General features: G+C 68.9%; 17 protein-coding genes and 1 pseudogene. 7 read left to right on the top strand and 11 right to left on the bottom strand.

Annotated elements, in window-relative coordinates; genetic code table 11:
• Positions 1–80 precede the first annotated feature (80 nt).
• From FNH21_RS15405 to FNH21_RS15415, 3 genes are all read right to left on the bottom strand, one after another.
• The gene (locus FNH21_RS15405) at positions 81–782 is read right to left on the bottom strand and encodes a GntR family transcriptional regulator (protein ID WP_206687068.1); all 702 of its coding nucleotides are present in this window, start codon (positions 780–782) and stop codon (positions 81–83) included.
• 5 nt (positions 783–787) lie between these two features.
• Positions 788–1741, bottom strand: a complete 954-nt coding sequence (locus FNH21_RS15410) for a hydroxymethylglutaryl-CoA lyase (RefSeq protein WP_338403315.1) — start codon at positions 1739–1741, stop codon at positions 788–790.
• A gap of 82 nt (positions 1742–1823) precedes the next feature.
• Entirely contained in the window at positions 1824–3056 is a 1233-nt protein-coding gene (locus FNH21_RS15415) for a CaiB/BaiF CoA transferase family protein (RefSeq protein ID WP_152816929.1), read from the bottom strand.
• 346 nt (positions 3057–3402) lie between these two features.
• On the opposite strand from FNH21_RS15415, the gene FNH21_RS15420 reads away from it, so the two are divergent.
• The 3 genes and pseudogenes from FNH21_RS15420 (at position 3403) to FNH21_RS15430 (ending at position 8150) form a co-directional block, all read left to right on the top strand.
• Positions 3403–5499, top strand: a complete 2097-nt coding sequence (locus FNH21_RS15420) for a hydantoinase/oxoprolinase family protein (protein ID WP_152816930.1) — start codon at positions 3403–3405, stop codon at positions 5497–5499.
• A 3-nt stretch (positions 5500–5502) separates the two neighbouring features.
• Positions 5503–7374: pseudogene (locus FNH21_RS17165) on the top strand (hydantoinase B/oxoprolinase family protein).
• Between the two features lie 164 nt (positions 7375–7538).
• Positions 7539–8150 carry an isochorismatase family protein gene (locus FNH21_RS15430; RefSeq protein ID WP_152816931.1) on the top strand — a complete coding sequence of 204 codons (612 nt, stop codon included), beginning with the start codon at positions 7539–7541 and terminating at the stop codon, positions 8148–8150.
• Positions 8151–8237: 87 nt separating this feature from the next.
• Here the strand turns inward: FNH21_RS15430 and FNH21_RS15435 are convergent, their stop codons facing one another.
• Positions 8238–9791, bottom strand: coding sequence for an LTA synthase family protein (locus tag FNH21_RS15435; protein WP_152816932.1), 1554 nt, complete (start codon positions 9789–9791; stop codon positions 8238–8240).
• Positions 9792–9944: 153 nt separating this feature from the next.
• Positions 9945–11498 carry a sulfatase-like hydrolase/transferase gene (locus FNH21_RS15440; RefSeq protein WP_152816933.1) on the bottom strand — a complete coding sequence of 518 codons (1554 nt, stop codon included), beginning with the start codon at positions 11496–11498 and terminating at the stop codon, positions 9945–9947.
• 240 nt (positions 11499–11738) lie between these two features.
• On the opposite strand from FNH21_RS15440, the gene FNH21_RS15445 reads away from it, so the two are divergent.
• Entirely contained in the window at positions 11739–12635 is an 897-nt protein-coding gene (locus tag FNH21_RS15445) for an NERD domain-containing protein (RefSeq protein WP_191932044.1), read from the top strand.
• Between the two features lie 29 nt (positions 12636–12664).
• Here the strand turns inward: FNH21_RS15445 and FNH21_RS15450 are convergent, their stop codons facing one another.
• The 6 genes from FNH21_RS15450 to FNH21_RS15475 form a co-directional block, all read right to left on the bottom strand.
• Positions 12665–13600, bottom strand: a complete 936-nt coding sequence (locus tag FNH21_RS15450) for a restriction endonuclease (RefSeq protein WP_206687070.1) — start codon at positions 13598–13600, stop codon at positions 12665–12667.
• Positions 13601–13672: 72 nt separating this feature from the next.
• Positions 13673–14548: a GntR family transcriptional regulator gene (locus FNH21_RS15455; RefSeq protein WP_152816935.1), complete on the bottom strand. Its 876-nt coding sequence runs from the start codon at positions 14546–14548 to the stop codon at positions 13673–13675.
• A 20-nt stretch (positions 14549–14568) separates the two neighbouring features.
• Complete coding sequence (locus FNH21_RS15460) at positions 14569–14712, bottom strand: hypothetical protein (RefSeq protein ID WP_157365822.1); 144 nt, start codon at positions 14710–14712, stop codon at positions 14569–14571.
• Positions 14713–14809: 97 nt separating this feature from the next.
• Complete coding sequence (gene pdxA / locus FNH21_RS15465; protein WP_152816936.1) at positions 14810–15835, bottom strand: 4-hydroxythreonine-4-phosphate dehydrogenase PdxA; 1026 nt, start codon at positions 15833–15835, stop codon at positions 14810–14812.
• Complete coding sequence (locus FNH21_RS17450) at positions 15832–17130, bottom strand: four-carbon acid sugar kinase family protein (protein WP_152816937.1); 1299 nt, start codon at positions 17128–17130, stop codon at positions 15832–15834. The genes pdxA and FNH21_RS17450 overlap by 4 nt, the downstream gene beginning before the upstream one ends.
• Positions 17127–18212: a 2-keto-3-deoxygluconate permease gene (locus FNH21_RS15475; RefSeq protein ID WP_152816938.1), complete on the bottom strand. Its 1086-nt coding sequence runs from the start codon at positions 18210–18212 to the stop codon at positions 17127–17129. Before FNH21_RS15475 ends, FNH21_RS17450 begins: the two co-directional genes overlap by 4 nt.
• 198 nt (positions 18213–18410) lie before the next feature.
• Between FNH21_RS15475 and FNH21_RS15480 the strand changes: the two genes are divergently transcribed.
• The 3 genes from FNH21_RS15480 (at position 18411) to FNH21_RS15490 (ending at position 21409) form a co-directional block, all read left to right on the top strand.
• Positions 18411–19325 (top strand): D-arabinono-1,4-lactone oxidase, encoded by a 915-nt coding sequence (locus FNH21_RS15480; protein ID WP_152816939.1) that lies wholly within the window; start codon positions 18411–18413, stop codon positions 19323–19325.
• A 43-nt stretch (positions 19326–19368) separates the two neighbouring features.
• Positions 19369–20211 carry a glycosyltransferase family 8 protein gene (locus tag FNH21_RS15485; protein ID WP_152816940.1) on the top strand — a complete coding sequence of 281 codons (843 nt, stop codon included), beginning with the start codon at positions 19369–19371 and terminating at the stop codon, positions 20209–20211.
• Positions 20212–20587: 376 nt separating this feature from the next.
• The gene (locus FNH21_RS15490; protein ID WP_191932045.1) at positions 20588–21409 is read left to right on the top strand and encodes a hypothetical protein; all 822 of its coding nucleotides are present in this window, start codon (positions 20588–20590) and stop codon (positions 21407–21409) included.
• Positions 21410–21419: the final 10 nt, after the last annotated feature.

Genomic DNA, 21419 nt, shown 5'->3' on the forward strand with positions numbered 1-21419 from the left:
TAGTCCATCGACACGTCGGCCCCCGGTCTCGGGGCCGGTGTGCCGGCAGTGCGGACCAGGCTGCCTCGGACGCGCGGGACCTACCGCGTCGAGGGGTTCGCGCCCGCCGCGTTCCGCGCCGCGAGGATGTGGGTGCGCATCACGGCCTCAGCCCACTCGCCGTCGCGCGCCTCCGCCGCGGCCACGAGCTCCGCGTGGTGCTGCATCGATCGACGGAGCGCCTCGCCGCTGTACTTGCGGAACGTGTGCGCGACGACGGCGGGCCGCATGACGGCCTGCAGCGCCGTCGCGACGTGCCGGTTGCCGCACCGCTCGATGAAGATCCCGTGGAACGCCGCGTTGAGGGCACTGAGCCCCTCCATGTCGCCGCCGTTCGCGACCACGGCCTCCATGCGCGCCGAGAGCGCTGCGAGCTCGACGACGTCCTCGTCCGTCAGGTTCGGCACCGACAGCAGGACGGCGTGCGGCTCGAAGCCCGCGCGGACGTCGTACAGGCCGGCGACGTCCTCGGGCGAGAAGTCGACCACCTGCGCGCCCTTGTTGCGGCTGAGTTCCACGAGCCCCTCGGCCGCCAGCCGGCTGAGCGCCTCCCGGATGGGGGTCCGGCTGACCCCGATGCGTTCCGCCAGGTTCGCCTCGCGCAGCCACGACCCGGCGGCCAGCTCCCCGGAGGCGATCATCGACCGCAGCCGCCCGTAGGCGCTCTCATCCCGCGGGGCGTCCCGCTGTGCATGCGTCAGCGGCGCGGGGGGAGCGGGCACGGCGGCGGCAGTCATCTCCATGCCCGTCACGCTATCGCGTCGGGCCAGGACGCGGCGGCCAGTGCGGCGCGGGTACCGCCCCTCGACACGAAGGACGACGACGCCCGCCCGGTGAGCTCGACGATCCGGTCCGAGGCCAGCATGTACCGGTCGAGGTCGATGCCCGTGGCGATACCGAGCCCGTCGCACAGGTGCACGAGGTCCTCCAGGGCGGCATTGCCGAGCACCGACGGGTCTCCCGGGAACCACAGGTCCCCGCCGAGCCCGGCGAAGGATCCCTCGAGCCAGGTGGCGCCTGCGAGCATCGCCGCGAGCGCGTTGGCGGGCGCGAATCCGTTGCGGTTGTGCAAGTGCACGCCGACATCCAGCCCAGGGTAGAGGCGCCGCACCTCGGCGATGCCGTCGTACATCTCGCCCGGCTCCTCCTCGCCCGAGGTGGCCGCCAAATACACGCCGTCGGCCCCGGCGTCCACGGCGGCACGGACGACGCGCAGTCGTTCCTCCCGCGTCACGGGCCCGCGCGCGGGAGCGAAGAAGGCGCAGGCGACCGCGACGACGAACCGGATACCCGCCCGGTCGGAGAGCGCCCCGATGCGCTCGACGTCGGCCAGAATCTGCCCGACGGTGAGCCGCTGGTTCCGGAGGCTCACCTCCTCGTCGGCGGACACGACGACGACGAGCTCGTCCAGTCCGCAGTCCACGGCGCGTTCGGCGCCCCGGAAGTTCGGCGCGAGTCCGCGGTACCGGACGCCGTCCATCCTGGGGACGGCGGCCATGACCTCGGCGGCGTCGGCGAGCTGCGGGAGGACTTTCGGGTGGGCGAAGCTGACGGCCTCGATCTCGCGGACCCCGGCATCGATGAGGAGGTGCACCAGCTCCACCTTGTCCGTCGTCGGCACCATCGCGGGCACCGACTGCAGGCCGTCGCGCAGCCCCACCTCCACGAGCCGGATCGAGGACGGCAGACCGGGGATGCTCACGCGAGCCCCCGCTCACGCAGCGAGGCGGGGGTGGCGCGGTCGACCCCGACATCGGCGACCCGGTGGTCCGAGGGTGACCTGCTCATGCGAGTCCCCGCTCGCGGAGGGCGGCGAGGGCGTCGTCGTCGACCCCCACCTCGGCGAGGACCGCGGCCGTGTGCTCGCCGAGCGGCGGACCGGGCCAGCGGACCGTACCGGTGGTGCGGCTGAGCCGGGGGAAGACGTTCTGCTGCGCGACGGGGCCGAGGACGGGATGCTGCACCTCGGTGATGGACTCGCGCGCGAGGTACTGGGGATCGGTGAGCATGTCGACGGGGCGGAAGATCTTGCCGGCGGGGACACCGTGCGCCTCGAGCGCGGCCTCGAGGACGGCGGCGTCCTGCGTGGAGGTGTAGGCGCCGATCAGGGCGTCGAGCTCGGCCTGGCGTTCCCCGCGGGCGCCGTGCGTCGCGTACCGGGGATCCGTGGCGAGGTCCGGCTGCCCGATGGCTGCGGCGAGCCGTCCGAACACCGTGTCCTGGTTCGCGGCGATCAGCAGCCAGGAGCCGTCCGCGGTCGGGTAGACGTTGCTCGGCGCGACGTTCGGGAGGATGGCGCCGGTCCGCTCGCGCTGGTAGCCGGAGATCTGCCACTCGGGGACGAGGGACTCCATGACGCCGAGCACTGCCTCGTAGATCGCCGAGTCGACCATCTGCCCGCGGCCGCTCACCTCGCGCTCGCGGACCGCGGCGAGCGCCCCGATGGTCGCGAACAGGGCCGCGAGCGTGTCCCCGATCGAGATGCCGACCCGCGAGGGCGGCGTCGAAGGATCGCCGACCACGTAGCGGAGGCCGCCCATCGCCTCACCGATGGCCCCGTACCCGGCCCGCTGCGCGTAGGGTCCGTCCTGGCCGAACCCGGAGACGCGCACCATGATGAGGCCCGGGTTCAGGGCGGCGAGGTCGGCGTACCCGAGGCCCCAGCGCTCCATGGTGCCGGGACGGAAGTTCTCGATCAGGATGTCAGCGCCGGCGATCAGCTTCCGTGCGAGGTCCTGGCCCTCCGCCTCGCGCAGATTGAGGGTCACGGACCGCTTGTTCCGTCCCACCACGGACCACCACAGGGACTGCCCCTCGGGGAGCTGCCGGCCCCACTGGCGGAGGGGATCACCCGTGGCCGGGTCCTCGATCTTCACGACGTCGGCCCCGAGGTCACCCAGCATCTGGCCGCAGAACGGTCCGGCGAGCAGCTGTCCCAGCTCGACGACGCGGAGGCCCGCGAGAGGTCCGGTCGACGCCGGAGGCTGGTCGGGGGAGGGAGTCTCACTGGCGGTCATCGGCAGGCCTCCGGGGCGTCGGGATGTCCGGACAAGGTGGCCGAACGTATACAACTTCGCACTCGTGCGGCGGGAAGGCAAGGGATATTCGGTGTCGTCACAGAAAGTTGTATGCAACCCATTGACGCTCCCGCCCGGCGCTCCTACGCTTTCACCAGCGGACGGCGTGACGCACGCCACTTCGTGCCGGAGCCCCCCTTCTCCTGCACGGGTTCGAGCGACACCACCTGTCCGCGAGTGCACCACCAGCCCTGCGCGACGCGCCGCGTCCCCCATCCGGCGCGTCGCGCAGCCCAGGGCCCCGTCCAGGCAGCACCCTGATCCACCCCCACCCAGAGGAGACCTGATGGCGTTTCGGCTCGGCGTAGACGTGGGCGGCACATTCACGGACATCCTCCTCATCAATGAGGCCACCGGCGAGACCCACCGGTACAAGACGGCGTCGACGCCCGAGGACCAGTCCATCGGGGTGCTCCACGGCATCGAGCAGGCCTGCCGCGCCGCAGGGGTCCCGACGTCGGAGGTGACGGAGGTGCTCCACGGCACCACCGTGGCCACGAACGCGATCCTCGAGCACAAGGGCGCCCGCGTGGGCCTGGTGACCACCAAGGGATTCCGGCAGGTCCTGCAGATCGCCCGGTCCTTCGTGCCCGGCGGCCTGGCCGGCTGGATCATCTGGCCCAAGCCCGAGCCGCTCGCCGACCTCGAGGACACGGTCGAGGTGAACGAGCGCGTCACCACCAGCGGCGAGGTGCGCATCGAGCTCGACGACGACGACGTCCGCACCCAGCTGCGGAAGCTCAGGAAACGCGGTATCGAGGCCCTGAGCATCAGCCTCATCAACTCCTACGCGAACGGCAGCCACGAGGTGCGGATCGCCGAGCTCGCGGCCGAGGAACTGCCCGGCGTCCCCGTCTCCGTCTCCTCGGTGGTGCTGCCCGAGCTCCGCGAGTACGAGCGCACCATCACCACCGTCGCCAACGCCTACGTGCAGGGCCAGGTCTCGCGCTACGTCGGCAATCTGGAGGACAAGCTCACGGCCGCCGGCATCGAGGGCCACCTCTCCATCCTCAGGAGCGACGGCGGACTCGTCTCCGGGAAGGTCGCCGCCGACAACCCCGTGTCCCTGCTGCTCTCCGGCCCGGCGGGCGGCGTGACCGGTGCGGTCTGGGCCGCCGAGCAGGCCGGCTTCAAGAACCTCCTCACCTTCGACATGGGCGGTACGTCCACCGACGTCGCGCTCGTCCAGGACCTCACGCCGCGGATCGGCCGCGAGACGACGGTCGGTGACCTGACCGTCCGCGCCACGTCGGTGGACGTCCGGACGGTCGGCGCCGGCGGCGGGTCGATCGCCCATGTCCCGCAGCTGACGGGCGCGCTCCGGGTGGGCCCGCAGTCCGCGGGCGCGGTGCCCGGTCCGGCGTCCTACGCCAAGGGCGGCAGCGAGCCCACCGTGACGGACGCGAACGTGGTGCTCGGCTTCCTGCCGTCCCAGCTCGCCGGTGGTGAGATCGGCCTCGACGTCGAGGCCGCAGGGACCGCGGTGAAGACCATTGCGGAGGCGATCGGACTCGACGGCGTCGAGAGCGCGGCCGAGGGCATCATCGACATCGTCAACGAGAACATCTACGGAGCGCTGAAGCTCGTCTCCACGCAGCAGGGCTTCGACCCGCGGGACTTCGCGCTCGTGGCCTTCGGCGGCGCGGGTCCGCTGCACGCCAACGCGCTCGGCAAGCTCACGGGTGCCTGGCCGGTGATCATCCCGCCGTCGCCCGGTGTGCTGTGCGCCTATGGCGACGCGACCACGAGCCTCCGCGACGAGTCCGCCCGGACCCTCGTGCGGCGCTTCAGCGAGCTCGACGACGCCCAGGTGCGCGGTGTCCTGGAGGACCTCGCGGCGACGGCGAAGGAGTCGCTCCTCGCCGCGGGCCTCGCGGAGGAGAACCTGACCGTCACCTATTCGGCGGACCTCCGCTACCACGGGCAGGGCTTCGAGATCCCCATCCAGGTGGACCTCCGGACCTTCAGGGAAAGCGGCGACGACGGCGGCCTGACGGCGCTGCGGGCCTCCTTCGACACCGAGCACGAGCGGCTCTTCGCCTTCCTCCTCGACAATGAGCACGAGCTGGTGACGGCCCGCGCCACGGTGAGCGGACCACGGCCCGAGGTCGCGAGCATCACCCTGGAGAAGGGTGGCAGCGATCCGCTCCCGGCGCTCCGCAGCACGCACTCCATCTTCGTGGGCGGCGAGCACCACGAGGCCTCCATCTACGACCGGCACCTCCTGAAGGCCGGGAACGTGATCACCGGTCCCGCCGTCGTCGCCGAGATGGACTCCACCACGCTGGTGCTCCCGGGGCACGCGGCCACGGTGCACCACCACGGGAGCCTCCTGATCCGGCCGATCGAGAACTACGCAGCAGCAACCACGAGTGAGGACTGACCCATGGCCCAGCTGATCGAGACCGCCACCTCGGACCTGACCGCGGTCGACGTGGACGTGGTGACGCTCGACCTCATCGAGAACGCCCTCCGCAGTGCCCGCTACGAGATGGACGAGACCCTCTTCCGCACCGCGCTCTCCCCGGGCATCCGCGAGCAGCACGACGAGTTCCCGCTCATCGCCGACCCCGAGGGCAAGATGATCGTCGGCCAGTTCGGTCTGTCCATCCCCGATTTCCTGGCGAACTTCAGCGGCACCATCGAGGAGGGCGACGTCCTCATGACGTCGGACCCGTACTCGTGCGGGGCGGCGATCAGCCACGCGAACGACTGGCTCGTGGTCATGCCCATCTTCTTCGAGGGGCGGATCGTGGGGTGGGCGTCGCAGTTCGGGCACATGACCGACGTCGGCGGGAAGACGCCCGCGTCCATGCCGACGGACGCGCGGACCATCTTCGAGGAGGGCGTGATCATCCCGCCCTTCAAGCTCTACCGGAAGGGCGAGCGGGACGACACGGCGCTCGGCATCATCCTCAACCAGGTGCGGAAGCCGGACTGGAACCGGGCGGACCTCAACGGGATCGTCGCGGCGTGCCGGACGGCGTCGCGCCGGGTGCAGGAGATGTGCGCGCGGTTCGGGGTGGACACGTACACGTCCGCGCTGAACGCCCTGCTGGACCGGAACTACCGGGCCATGAAGGCGCTGCTGGCGCTGGTGTTCGAGGAGGGCAAGCCGCTCTCCTTCACCGACTACATCGACGACGACGGCCGCGGCTACGGTCCGTACGAGCTGACGATGACCATCACGCGGACCGGCGACAAGGTGCTGATCGACCTCACCGGCAGCGCCCCGCAGGCGCAGGGGCCCATCAACTACTACATCAACGAGAACCTGATCCGGATGTTCTTCGGCATCTACATGATCACCGTCGCGGACCCGCAGATCCTCTGGAACGACGGCTTCTACCCGCTCGTGGACGTCGAGATCCCGGAGAACTCGTTCTAAAAGCCGGCCTACCCGGCGGCGCTCAACGGCAGGAACCACGGCATCGGCCGCCTGTTCGACCTCTTCGGCGGGCTCCTCGGCCAGGCCAACCCGGACCTGCTGAACGCCGCCGGCTTCTCCTCCTCACCGCACTTCATGTACTCGGGGAACTACAGCGAGGGCGAGCGGAAGGGGGAGTGGTTCCAGCTCTACTCGATCGGCTTCGGCGGGATCCCCGGGCGGCCTGTGGGCGACGGCCCCGACGGCCACTCGCTGTGGCCCTCCTTCGTCAACATCCCCTGCGAGTACCTCGAGAGCTACTACCCGCTGATCATCGACCGCTGGGAGACCATCCCGGACAGCGGCGGTGCGGGACTGCACCGCGGCGGCAATGGCGTCGACGTCGCCTACCGGTTCCTCGAAGCCGGCACCATCGCCATCCACGACGACCGCTGGCTCACCTACCCCTGGGGCGTGAAGGGCGGCGAGCCCGGCGCGCGCGGGACCAAGTGGATCGACCGGGCGGACGGCACGCGCGTGGTGCTCGCGTCCAAGGTGCACGACGTCGCCGTCGGCAGGGACGACGTCCTCCACTTCGTGACGTGGGGCGGCGGCGGCTGGGGCGACCCGCTGGCCCGCGACCCCGAGCTCGTCTGCAAGGAGGTGCGGCGCGGCCTCGTCACGCAGGCCGGCGCCCGCACGTACGGGGTGGTGTGCGACGACGACGGCGACCTCGACGCTGCTGCCACGACCACGGTGCGCGAGTCGATGCGCGAGGGTCGGGAGGAGCCGCTGCCGCTGTTCAACCGGGGCGATTCCATGGAGAACCTCCTGGCCAACAGCCTCGCCGAGACCGGGCTGCCGGCGCCGACCCCACCGCTGGCGGTGTAGTGGCTGCTGCAGTCGACCCGTCCGGTCCCGCGTCTGCAGGGTCCGGGGAGTCGTCGCCGTCGGGCGCTGCATCGGGGTCATCGTCCGCGGGGTCCGGCGACGTATCGTCGCCCGGGTCCTCCGCAGGGTCGTCCGCCGGGTCGTCCGCCAGGTCCTCCCCGGGGTTGTCCTCCGGCTTCTCCTCCGGCTTCGACGGGACGCTGACGCCGGGACCGCGCCGCGCCGTCATCGCCGTCGACCTCATGCGGGCCTACTTCGACGACGCCAGTCCGCTGTGCCTGCCGTCGTCGTCGTGTCTCGACGGAGCCGCAGCCGTCCTGGCAGCCGCACGGGCGGCGGGGTACCCCGTCTTCCACACGGTGGTGCGGTTCGACGACGCCGCGCACGGGGGAGTGTTCCTCCGGAAGGTGCCCGCGCTGCAGCTGCTCATCCGGCCGGCGCCGGACGGCGGGGTGCCGCCCCTAGGCGAACTCATGCCCGACGTCGCCCCGCTCGAAGGGGAGACGGTGCTGGTCAAGCAGTCGGCCAGCGCCTTCTTCGGCACCGACCTGGCAGCGCTCCTCCACGAGGCAGAGGTGGACACCGTCATCATCATCGGCGTCAGCACGAGCGGCTGCGTCCGGGCGACGGCGGTCGACGCCATCCAGCACGACTTCGTGCCGATCGTCGTCCGCGACGCCGTCGGCGACCGGGACGACGCGGTGCAGCGGGCCACGCTCTACGACCTTCAGGCCAAGTACGCGGAAGTGGTGGGCCTCGACGAGCTCACGTGGTGAGGCGCCGCGGACCAGTGAGGCCGGCGCGGCGCGTCAGCGACCCACGGGGCATGTCATCGACGACGCGCCCGGCGTCGTGATGGACCGCTAGGGTGCGTCGCTGACGCCCCAGGCCCGGTCGTAGAACGGGATCGAGAGTGCCTCCAGCAGTTCGTTGTAGGCATCCGGTGCCAGGGCCTGCGCGGAGCCCCGCGGGATCTCCGTCGAGAAGGCCGAGACGCCGAGCCCCGCCGCACCGTCCTGGAGGGTCAGTCCCGCGGCCTCCAGCACGGTCGGGTACACGCTCAGCTGGTCCATGCCGGACCGCAGTTCGGCGGTCCCACTGCCTCCCGGGACCCAGATCCGGTTGAAGATGGAGCGGTTCGGGTTACCTTCGATCTGCTCGTGCAGCGGATCGCCGGCGGGGGATCGCCTGAGGTGGTCGCCCACGATCACCACGGCGGTGTCCTCAAGGTAGCCGCGCTCCCTCATGTGGTCGACGAGTCCTGCGACCTGCGCCATGGAGCAGGAGTACACGGACGGGATGTCGAGCTCGGTGTCCACCGTGCAGTAGTCGTACACGTGCGCGGGCTCATGGGTGTCCAGTGTCAGCATCGAGAGGTTGAACCGCTGCCCGGTCCGTTCCGACTCGGCGTGCAGCCGGTCGACCTCCTCCTTGGCGTGGGTCATGAGCTGGCCGTCGCTCAGTCCCCAGTCCTCGCGGAAGGATTCCGGCGGGTCGCCGGCGGCACGCCAGTCATCGAGGTCCTTCACCTCGGCGTAGCCGTGCGTGCGGAGGTAGGTCTCCTTCGCGGCGAAGGCGGCGTTGGCGCCGGTCAGGAACACGTTCGTGTAGCCGCGCTCCTGGAGGAGGTCGCCGGCGCAGGTCAGGCCGGGGAGGTAGGTGGGGGTGTCCGTGCCGAGGTCGTTCGACGGGGGCGCACCGGCCGCAGCGCCGGTGCCCTTGAGTGGGATCCCGCATTCGCTCGCGACGATGCCGGACATCGTCCAGCCCCCGCCCTGGTACTGCTGGAGGGCCGGGGCCTCCTGCCAGCCCTCGGAGGCCGGGGTGGCGTCCTTCAGGGGAGTGAAGGCGTCCTTCTCGAAGAGTTCCTCGTCCTGGAGGGTGCCCTCGCCCGATTCGAGGTAGACCACCACCAGGTTCCGCGCGTTCTCCTCGCTGGTGATGACGGGCTCCACGTAGAAGTCGCCGAGGTCGAAGTCGGAGTTCGCGCCCCGGATGTAGCTCGCCACGCCCACGGTGGTGGCGAAGGCGGTGGTGCCACCGATGACGAGGGCGCCGACGAGGACGGTGGAGACCGAGCGCGTGAGCACCTTCGCGCGGCGGGGCCGTGCGTCGGCTCCGGACCGGCGGCGCGTGCGGCGCCTGAGGAAGTGCACGACGCCGATTAGGGCGGTGATGACGAGGGGTGCGACGCCGACCCCGAGGATGCCGGCCCAGACCACGCCGCCGCCACCGCCGTCCGTCTCCACGGAGACGAGGTTCAGGACCATCTGGCCGACGGAGATCTCGCCCCAGTAGTAGCGGATACCGATCGCGGCGATGAGCAGGGTGAGTCCCGCCCAGATCAGGACGTAGACGAGCGCATAGCCCAGAATGATGCCTGCCCGTCGGATCACGTGCAGAATTTGATCGGCCATACCGTCACCTCGCCTTCGATGAGCCCACAAGTCGTCGACCGCTCGTGGCGGCGACCCGTCGGGCCAATCGGATAGTAGCCCTGGGATGCCGGGCGTTCAACGTACGTTCATCTGTGGTTAATACCGTGTCGGGTCCTAGGAGCGGGATCGCGGCTACGGCGCCGCGTCCCCGTCCGCCCACGCGTCGGAGTAGAAGGACGGCGAGTTCGAGTTGAGGAGCTCGGCGTAGAAGTTGTCATCGAGCGCCTGGGCCGAATCCACCGGGATGTCCGGCGAGAAGGCCGAGACGCCGACGCCGGCCTCGCGGCCCTGAAGGGTCAGGCCCGCGGCCTCGAGGATCGTCGGGTAGAGATTCAGCTGGTCGATACCGGAGCGAGGGGTGAGCCCGGCGCCGCCCGGCATCCAGATGCGGTTGAAGATGGTGCGGTTCTCGTGGTGGTCCAGCTGCTCGTGGAAGGCGTCGCCGGCGCTCATGTGCTTGAGGTGGTCGCCCATGATCACCACGGCGGTGTCCTCGAGGTAGCCCTGTTCCTCCATGTGGTCGACGAAGCCGGCCACGAGCTCCATGGAGCAGGCGAACACCGACGTGACCTCCTGCTCGGTGTCGACCGAGCAGTAGTCGTACACGTGGACCGGCTCGTGGGTGTCGAGCGTCAGGACGGAGAGGTTGAACGGCTCGCCCGTCTGCTCGGACTCCGCGTGCAGCGCGTCGAGCTCCTCGCGGGCGTTGGCGAGCAGGCGCTCGTCGCTGAGGCCCCAGTCCGGGCGGAAGTCCGAGGCGGACTCGCCGACGGCCCGCCACTGGGCGAGGCCCTTGATGGAGGAGTAGCCGTGGCCCCGGAGGAAGGTGTCCTTCGCGGCGAACGAGGAGTTCGCGCCGCCCAGGAAGGTGCTCGTGTACCCGTGGTCGCTGAGCACGTCGCCGAGGCAGGTGGCGCCCCCCAGGTAGGTGTCGACGTCGTCCTCCGGCACGGCGGCACGGCCGCTGCTCTCGTCCGACGCGCTGCCGCCCTTGAGGGGGATGCCGCACTGGGTCCCGACGAGCCCGGCCATGGTCCAGCCGCCGCCCTGGTACTGCTGGAGGTCCTCGATGGTCTGCCACCCGTCGGCGGCCTGCGTGACGTCCTTCAGCGGCGCGAAGGCGTCCTTCTCGAACAGCTGGTCGTCGGCGAGGGTCTGCTCACCGGACTCGAGGTAGATCAGCACGAGGTTCCGCTTGTCCTCGTCGCTGGTGACGACGGGCTCGGCGTGGAAGTCCTGGATGTCCCAGTCGGAGGTTGACGCCCGGATGTAGTCGGCGACGCCCACGGTTGTGGAGAACGCCGTCGTGCCGCCCACGACGACGGCCGCTACCAGTGCGGTGGACACCGCGCGCTTGACGAGCGGCCCGCGGGACGGGCGTCCGCCGTCGTCCGCCTGACGGCGGTTCCGGCGCCGGAGGAACTGGACGAGCGCGATGCTGCCGGTGATCAGGAGCGGCGCGACGCCGATGGCGAGGATGCCCCTCCACAGGAAGTCACCGCCGCCGTCCGTCTCGACGGACACGAGGTTGAGGCGCATCTGGCCGACGGAGATCTCGCCCCAGTAGTAACGGATGCCGGCGGCGGCGATGAGGAGGGTGAGGCCGGCCCAGATGAGCAGGTAGACCAGCAGCCGTCCGACGACGACGCCGACCCGTCGGGTCACGCCGGGGATTCGGGACTGCATGGCAACACCTCACGTTCCAACCATCAGGTGCCTGCCGGGCACCACTGACGTCCGACCTTTCGCAAAGGGTGGACAAGACTAGTGCCCTAGGGTACCCGTTCAACCTTGGTTCATCCTGTGTTCACGGGTTCGGTGGTATAACGGGTGCCTGAATCCTGCTGCACTGCTGCGCTTTTCCTTCGCCCGCGGTGGCCCGCCGCTTCCTAGGCTTGATGGGCGGACGACGGTATGGGGGAGAACGTGGAAGCTGGACAGGGTGCGGCCGAGCAGGCGCGTCGCGCGGGGGAGCGGGTCTCGCGGCTGGAGGCCGAGCTCGAGCAGGCGCGGAGGACCAAGCAGGCGTGGCTTGCCGGGGCGGAGGGCGAGCAGCGGGTCGGCGACCAGCTGAGCCGGCTGGAGGCCGAGGGGTGGGCGGTTCTGCACGACGTGCACTGGCCCGGTCGGCCGAAGGCGAACCTGGACCACATCCTGGTGGGTCCGGGCGGCGTGCTGGTCATCGATGCGAAGAACTGGTCGGGCGACGTCCGCCTGCGCGACGGCGACCTCCGCCAGAACGGTTTTTCACGACGGCGGGAGATGGAGAAGGCCCTCGACCAGGGCGCCGCGGTGGCCGCACTCCTCGAACCGCAGCATCGCACGCTGACCCAGGCCTGGATCTGCCTCGTCGGTCAGCCGGAGCTGCTGCCCAGCCCGACCGGCGGCGTGACCATCCTGGGGATGGATCACCTCGTCGAGGCCGTGCGGACACTACCGCCGGTGCTCGAGCCCGCCCTGGTGGGCGTGATCCACGACTACTTACATGGACTGCTCGCCGGGCCGACGAGTCCGGCTGTCGCCACGACGGCCCTGCTCACGCGACCGGACGCCGTATCGTCGGCGCTCGCAGACCGCCGAGCCGCGGCGGCTGGCTCGGACTCGATGCCGCGACCGCGTAACACTGCACCGGCGCGGTCACCCCGGCCTTCGAGGAGGGCGCGACGTCGGAATCAGCCCAGTTGCCTCGGTGCTTTCGGGCGGCTCGTGCTGCTGGCGGTGGCGCTGCTGATCGGGACCATTGTCCTTCAGAGCTTCGCCGAGACGATCTCCACACCTCCGCCGGTCACACCGACGATCGAGCAGGTGGTCCCTGCGGGATAGCGGCGGTAGGTTCCGGTCTCGATAGGTGACTACTCGAAGAAGTCCTCATCGACTTCAACGACGGTGTACACCTTCGCGACCTGCACTCCTACGGAGTGTCGGATCATCAGGTCGGTGAGTTGCTTGCCGTCGATCAGGATAATTCGGGTCGGGATAGCGCGCGCATACTCAAGAGCTTGCGTCGAGAACCGACTTGTCGTGATGAAGACGCCGCGAGTGGCTCCTCGCCCGGCGAGGGCTCCAACGAAGGACTGGATGGCCTCGCGTCCAACGGTCGACTCCGCTGCGTAACGCTTTGCCTGAATATAGATCTGGTCGAGCCCTAGGGCGTCCTGATCGATGACTCCGTCCACGCCACCGTCGCCCGTTCCCCCGATACGCCGGCCCCGGTTCTCGGCACCGCCGTAACCCATCGCGAGGAGCAGTTTCACGACGGCTTCCTCGAAAAAATCGGGATGCCGATCTTGCAGCCGCTTCAGGAGATCGGTGGCCACGTCTGCTCGCAGGAGTTCGATGCCACTCTCGATCTGCTCTGTCGGATCGAGTTCGGAGTCCTCATCGGCTCGCCTTTGCACGGCGGTGCTTGCTGAGATGTTCTGACGCCTTGGCTCGTAGTCGTTGTACGCAGGTATTGCTCGAAGCGTTTCCTTCGTGATGTTTCCGGCATTGGCGCTGAGTAACTGCTTCCCAATTTCAGTGATGATGAAGCGGCCGCGCTCCGGTTTGGCCACCGCAGTTGCTCGTGTCAGGTCGGACATGGCCCACCCGATTCGGTTCTCAGCGCTCGGTTGCCCCGAGGCGAGAAGGATGGCTCGCTGATCCGGGGGGATCGCCTCCTGATCAAGCACATCAGCGATTAGTTCGCGCCTGGTCCTTGTTCTACCGTCAGAGAGGACCTTCAATACTGGCCGCATGAATTCGTGCCACTTTGGCATCGGTTCAGTCGACGATGCGCTGTCTGTCATGAGGCTCACTCTGTTCGTTGTGAAGTTCGTACTGAGTCGTCGGTGGTATGGGCGATACCGCTTTGATCGACCCTATTCGAGGCGGCGATCCTCGGGCGACGATAGCTCGGCAGCAAGGCGCAGGAGGTCTTTACTGAGCCGGCGCGCCTGGTCGGAAACGGAGTCAGGAAGAACAGTGGTAGCCGAGGTCGGCGCATGCGGTGGCTCCCGCTGGATGTCGATGTCGAACACCACATGGTCCGGGTGGTGCCAGGTCGAGAAGACCTCGACCGGCCGCCCGTCCTGATCGAAGCTCGTTCCCTCCAGCAGCAGCACGGGTGACGACGCTTCCAGCTGCAGCAGCCGCAGCAGGTCGCCGTCGCCCGGCACCGCTCGGATCTGCCGCTTGCCGGAGGTGATCCGCACACCGTACTTCTCCCCGAGCACCGCATGGAGAGACGCATCGTGAAGGGCTTCCGCCGTCAGGTTGGTGAAGGTCGGCGCAGGCAGCCACGTGTGGATGACGGCGATGGGCACGCCGTCGGCCGCCCGCAACCGCTCGAGAAAGAGGACCTGCGGAGTCCCGAGGACCGCGGTCGACGCATCGGCGTCCTGCACGGTCAGCGACAGCACCTCCGTACCGACGCTCGCCCCGGTGCTGCCCAGCTGCGCCGAGAGCCCGGACGTGCGGTGCACCAGCCGGTGGTGCTCACGGCGAGGAGCAACGGTGCTGCCGCGCCCGCGGCCGCGCTCGATCAGCCCTTCATCGGTCAATGCACCGAGGGCCTGGCGCACCACGGACCGGGACACGCCGTAGCGCACCTGAAGCTGCGCCTCGCTGGGCAGCGAGGTGCCTGGCGGCAGTGAATGGTTCAGAATCTGCGCCCGCAAATGCCCTCGGAGCTGCAGGTGCAGCGGCTCGCTGCTCCCGGCGTCGAGAAGGCGGCCAGGGGTGTCAGGTGTGTCCATCTCAACCACTGTCCCTACCGTCAGGACGCAGAGTCGGACTCATCCGCCTGCGCCGGATTGTCGTCGTCGTGCTCTTCGAGGACCTTGCCGTCGTGGACCCGCTTGAGCTCGATGCCCTCGAGGTAGCTGGGGATGGGTGGGTCGAGGTCTTCGTCGCTGGTCATGATTCCGATCCTAGGCGTCCGGTGAGGACAAGCCGCGACGGCGTCGGTGGCTTGTCCTCTCCTGGTCGTCGGGCACGGTGGTTCACCGCGGGAAGACCTACTTCTTCTGCGCGGTCCGCCAGACGTGGTCCCAGCCCGGCGCCAGGGCAGCAGCCCGCCGAAGAGACAGCACGAGGCTCGCTTCGCGGGCGATGCCCTGCCCGGCGATGTCGAACGCCGTGCCGTGGTCCACCGAGACACGGACGACAGGCAGGCCGACGGTGATGTTCACGCCGTCGTCGCCGTAGACCGCCTTGAAAGGTGCGTGGCCCTGGTCGTGATAGCAGGCGATGACCATGTTCCACTTGCCCTTGACCGCTGCGGGGATGAGCGCGTCCGCGGGAATGGGCCCGTGTACGTTGATGCCCTTCTCGCGGGCAGCGGCGACGGCGGGCGCGAGGATGTCGGCGTCCTCGTCGCCGAACAGGCGGTTCTCGCCTGCGTGCGGGTTCAGACCGGCGAGGCCGATCGGTTCGTCCGGGTTGCCGAGCGCCTTCGTGAACGCACTGACCAGCTCGATGACGTTGCCGGTGCGCTCCGGCGTGACGTCCTCGATGGCCTGCCGCAGCGAGACGTGGGTGGTGAGGTGGAAGAAGTAGAGATCGCCCGCGGAGAGGACGAGGCTGAAGTTCTCCACCCCGAACTCGTGCGCGAGCAGCTCCGTGTGGCCGGGCCACTTGTGCCCGCCGGCGTGCATCGCGGCCTTGTTGAGCGGCGCCGTCACGATGCCCTGGACCTTGCCTTCGCGGGCCAGGCGGCAGGCCTCGACCACGAAGCGGTAGGAGCCGTCGCCCGCCGCCGGGCTGAGCTCGCCGAGCTTCACGTCGGCCAAGGACGGGCCGGTTTGCAGGAGTTCGATGACGCCGGGCTCGTTCGTCGCGTCCTCGATCGAGGACAGCACGCGGACCGTGTCCGGGTCGCCGCCTACGTTGGTGACGCCCTGGCGCATGGCGGCCTCATCACCGATGACGACGGGCCTGCACTCCTGCCGGACGTCGTCGTGCCCGAGGAGGGACTTCGCGGTGATCTCCGGTCCGATGCCGGCGACGTCGCCGAGAGTGACGGCGAGGGTGGGGATGCTCATGAGGATGCCTCCGTTGAGTGGGCGAGGGGGGTGGTCAGTGTCCGGGTGAGTTCGGTGACGGTGTCGAGCAGGGCGGTAACCGGCCCGAAGCCGCCGGCCTTCGTGACGACAATCTTTCCAGCGGCGGCGCCGCCTTCGACGACGCCGACCGGGATGCCCTCCTGGATGGCGCCGGTGATGCGCAGCGCCTGGGCCCGCGTGGCGTCGAGGACGGCGCGGGCTCCGTCGCCGCCGACGAGCACCAGGGCGCCGACGGAGGCGCGGGCCAGGGTCTGCTGCACCACCGACGCGAGGCTGCTCGCGATGGCGGTCCCGCTGAGGGTTCCAGCGCCGCCGACCGCCTCGGGGGAGGTGATGACGACGACCCGCGGCAGGGACTCCGGGACCTCGAGCTCTCCGGCGGCCCACTGCGCGAGCCGGTTCGGCTGGTCGAGCAGGGATTCGTCGGGCTGCAGGATGCGGAGGTCGGCCGGGTCCAGCTGGGCGCGCAGATGGTCGGTCTGGGCGCGGGCGACGTCGTGCAGCGAACTGACGACGACGACGATGCGCTGCCCCTGTGGCGCCGGGTCAGGTTCGGCCGAGGCGTGCACTGCTCCGGCCTCGGCCCAGGCTGCCGCCATGGCTGCCGCGAGGCCGGCGGACCCGGCGGGAATCGCCGTCGGGCCGGCGACGACGAGCGCGGCCGCGAGGGTGCGGAGGTCGTCATCGGACGCTGCGTTGACGACCACGACGCCGCTACCCGCCGCGTCCCGCAGTGCCTGCGCATCATGGTCGGCAGTACCGCTGAGGCTGATCGTCGCGGTGCCGGGCAGGAGCTGCGAGAACTCGCTGGTGGGGACCGGTGTGACCGGGTCGCGGCCCGCGGGGGAGTCCTCGACCGGTCCGCTGTGGACGCGCAGCAGGCCGTCCTCGATGGTCCTCCCCATGGCCGGGTAGGCCGGGCACACGACGGCGAAGCAGCCGGGGTGCTGCTCCTGCCACGCGTCGAGCGCTCCGGCCACCTGCGCCGGGACGCTGCCGCGCATCGTGGAATCGATCTTCAGGTACAGGCGGTCCGACCCGGCGGTGACGAGGTTCCTGATGGCGCTCGCCGTGGCCTGCTGGGCGGTTGTCGCGTCCATCGCGCGGGCGTCGGTGTTCACCGCCAGGGCGCTGCCGGGTGCCACCGAGTCCGGGAAGAGTTCGCCCAGCAGCAGCCGGGAGGACCAGCCGGTGCGGGAGAACTGGACCACCGAGTCGGTGGCGCCGGTGACGTCGTCGGCCGCAATGCCGACAATGGGTGCGGAAGGTGTCACGGCCGGTCGTCGTCCTGCGTCCGACGGCGACGGTCAGTCGGCGCCGACGGGTCACCTGCGGGTGGGAGCTCGGAGGCGGACGTCGGGGTGACTGCTACGGCGTCGTCCGTGTCCAGCCCACCCTGGCGCTTGAGCACCCAGGTGGCCAGCAGCGGCGCGAAGATTGCCGTGACCAGGACGGCCGAGGCGACCTGCGCCGTCGCGACCTCGACGAACGGGGAGAAGCTGGGGTCCGCTGCGGCGACGATTGCCGGCGTAGCAATCGAGTTTCCGGCCGTGGTGGCGGAGGCGATGCCGATGCCGGACTTGATGCCGCGGCGGAGGATGAACCGGTAGCCGATGTAGACGAGGGTGCCGGTGATGAGGGTGGCAGCGATGCCGACGAAGATGCCGCTGAGGCCGCCGGTGATGACGTTGCGGAGGTCGATGCCGGTGCCGAGGGCAAAGGCGAAGAACGGAATGACGATGTTCGGCACGGGCCGCATGACCTCGGTCCACTTGGCGTCGAGGTTGCCGACGATGAAGCCCAGGATCAAGGGGATGACCGCGGCGAGGAGGGTGAGGAACGGGATGTTTCCGAGGCCGGAGATGCCGAGGAAGAGGAGTGTGAAGAAGGGGCCGTCGTTGACGGCGGACGCCATGTAGGCGCCGCGGTCGCGGTAGTCGCCGTAGCGTCCGGTGAAGGCGAGCCACAGTCCGCCGTTGCTGTTATCGAAGCTGGCCAGGAGGGCGAGGATCGAGATCCCGAGGATGCCGTCGATACCGACCACGAGGCCGAGGCCGGCGACGAGGGCGGCGGGGATGATCGTCTTGAACAGCAGGACGACGCCGGTGGTCGCCAGGACGGGGCCGGAGGCCTTGGCGGTGATCTGCATGCCGGTAGCGAAGATCAGGACGGCGATCAGCGGCAGGGCCGACTCGGCGAACAGGGCGGTGGTGAAGCTGCCGAGCTCGAGGAAGCCGGGGGCGAACGTCCCCACGATCGAACCGAGGATCAGGGGGATGAGCATGAGGCCGCCGGGGATGCGATTCATGCCGTCGAACAGGGGGATGCGGGACTTCGGAAGCGATTCGGCTGCCATGGCGAATCTTCTCTCTGTGCGGGAGGTCTCGGTGCGGACGGGAGGGGTACGTACAACTAGTACGGACACGATGTACCAAGGGTACGGGGAGTGTGGTGTGTCACACAAGCACCTTGCCGAAGTAGCAGGTGTACTCCCGAAATCCACGGTCAGGGCCTGCAGCAAGGCTCGATCGCCGGCGCCGCGCTGGCCATCCGAATGGTGCTGGCCGACGGCACGGTTGCGGAGTTCGACCGTGACCACCCGGATTTCCCCGCCGTCCAGCTCGGCCTCGGCTCACTGGGCGTGATCACCGCCGTGACACTGCGTGCACGGGAGTCGATGATCTACACCTGCGTGAAGAAGGCCGTCGACGCGGGCACGCTCGAGACGGACCTGGAGACCTGGAACCGGGAGAACATCCTGGTCAAGGCCTGGTGGTTCCCGCAGGAGAACCAGGTCCAGGTGTGGACCGCCAACGAGGCGTCCGACGACGAGGTGTCGCGGTACCGGGCCGGCGGCAGCCAGCTCGTGGAGTACGCGACGACCGATACGTCCATGAACAGCACGATCGAGTCGACGCTGCAGCACCTCCGCGACGACAGCAAGGGCGTCGCCGACAACGGCAAGTCGCTCCGCACGGTGTCGCGCTTCCGGGACTTCACCGACGTCACGGGTGACATCTACCAGGTGTTCTGCAAGGGGATCGCGACTCCCCAGATCAACGTGGAGATCGGCATCCCGCTCGCGCGGGCCGGGGCGGTCATCAGGAAGATCAAGGACTGGCATGCGGAGACCCGACCCCGCATGCACTACCCGGTGATCCTGCGCTGCACCGGCGCGTCCGAGGGATGGCTGAGCCCGTCCAACGGCCAGGACACCTGCTACTTCGGCTTCGTGGTCTATTACGCGGCGGACGGTTCGCTGTCCGAGGAGGGGAACAGCTTCCTCCGGGCCGTGGAGCGGGCCCTGGCCGAGGAGGGCGGCAGGCCCCACTGGGGCAAGTACTTCGACGAGTCCCTCTACGACTGGCCGGCGCTCTACCCCCAGTGGGAAGCCTTCCGCCGGGTGCGCGAGACGCTGGACCCCGAGCACAGGTTCGCGAATGCATTCACCGATGCGCTCCTCGACTGACCCGACCCGCCCACCCTCGATTCCCTGGACAGGAGCACCACCGATGAACGCCTGGGTGACCTTGCTGACCCAACCCGACTACCTGATCGGGGTCCGGACGCTGCGTGCCTCGCTCGAGCGCTCCGGCAGCACCGCACCCCTCGTGGTCATGGTGACCGAGGGGATCGACGAGCAGGCCCGGCACCTCCTGCAGGACGACGGGTGCCTCCTGCGCGACGTGGCACCGCTGCGGCCGGCCGGGGGATCGGCGGACAGCTACGCCAACTCCCGGTTTGCCGAGGTGTGGACCAAGCTGGCCGTCTGGGGTCTCACGGAGTTCGAGCGCGTCGTCTTCCTGGACGCCGACATGCTGGTGACCCGGAACATGGACGAGCTGTTCTCGCTGGACCTGGCCGACGGCGCCATCGCCGCCTGCCACGCCTGCCGGTGCAACCCCAACCGGATCGCGAGCTATCCGCCGAGCTGGACACCCCAGACCTGCTTCTACACGCACTGCCGGGGCGGGGACCACGTCACCGAAGCGGATGCGACAGACAACTACCTGAACGGCGGCTTCCTCGTGCTGTCACCGGACGAGGCCGTGTTCGCCGACATGGTGGGGCGGCTGGCAGGCGTGGACAACCTGTCGCACTACCCGTTCGCCGAACAGGACTTCCTGAACGAGTTCTACCGGGACCGCTGGCGTCCGCTGCCCTACGTGTACAACGCGCTGAAGACTCTGCAGCACCAGCACCCGTCGGTCTGGGATCCGTCGTCGGTGAAGAACATCCACTACATCATCGACAAGCCGTGGGCGAAGCCGCTCGACCCCACGGACCGGTACGTCGAGGTGAACCGGCTCTGGTGGGAGATGGCCGACACCCTGGGTGCACCCGTCGGCTCCTGAGCTCGCAGACGGAGGTGCTTGGTCCCGACCCCGCTGTGGGGTTCGGGATCGAGCAGGACGGCGTGCGAAGTCGGCCCGCGCGTCGCACAGGCTGGCGGTGTCCGCGGGGGAGAAGCCGACCACCTGCGCGGCCTTGTTCCGGCTGCGCTCCACAAGCCCATCCGTGGCGAGCCGGTGCAGTGCCTCGCCGCGGATCCGTCCCATCCGGTCCACCAGCTGCAATCTTCTAAATCGTCTTGTGCAGCTCATTGAGCTATCCTTCTTTGGTTGTGGAACCCCTGGCTCGTGTCCTTCATGTTGAACGGCAACTCGGTGGAGTTCCGTCACGGAATAACGTCTGCGAGTCAAGGTAAGAAGTGACGGTTCCGCAGCCTAGTTGGGTGAATACGTGGGGGACGTAGCTACTTGGGTTGGTGCCATCGGCACGCTCGGAGCGGTGTTCTGGGCTGTCTACCTCTACCGTCGGAGCCTTAGAGATAGCGAGCGTGCGCAGGCGCGCCTGCTGGCACCAATCGGTGGGGTTGCACCGGTGCAAGTCCTGCCAGGCATGGAGGTAGAGGGTGAAGGTTCAGGGCCCGGGGACCTCCTCGGAATCTCCGCCGATCGACGCCCGATAGTGATCGCTGAGGCTTACATGGCGACAGTGCGTTTGGTCTCGACAAGCGACGAGGCGTTCTCTGGTACCACGGCCGCGTTGCTCATGGAAGATGGTCGGGAGGCAGACTTAGCCCTAGGATTTGATGAGATCGCGCCGCACGAGGAAAAGAAGTTCACCAACTACTTCCCGCCGGGCGACATTGCAGGGTCGATGCGTGTACGTCTCCGATTCCGAGACGCCAACGGACGTCGGTGGGAACGGGTCAATGGTGAGCCACTGCGCCCGTACAGCGATACCAAGAAAAAGACGTGGTCTAAGCGGGCAACTGTCGCGGCCACCCTCGTTACGGCAGCTCTCGGAATCATTGCCTTCCTCACGCCTGAGGAAATGAAGCTCTCGCTCGTTGGTGCGTATGCTTTTGTCGCGTTGGGCTTCGGCGCCGTGAAGGCAGCGACGACAATTTTCAATCACGACTCTTCGTATTCTTCGGGCACGAAGCTCCGAACGACGCTTGCAATTTGTGACGTATACGCGTTCATTTTCGCAATCTCCGCGACCGTGCTTGGTGCTTTCACCCTCGTGCCTGCTTTCATCTCGTAATACGAGTCCG

Source organism: Arthrobacter bussei, from assembly GCF_009377195.2.
In the GTDB taxonomy this organism is placed as follows: Bacteria; Actinomycetota; Actinomycetes; order Actinomycetales; family Micrococcaceae; genus Arthrobacter_D; species Arthrobacter_D bussei.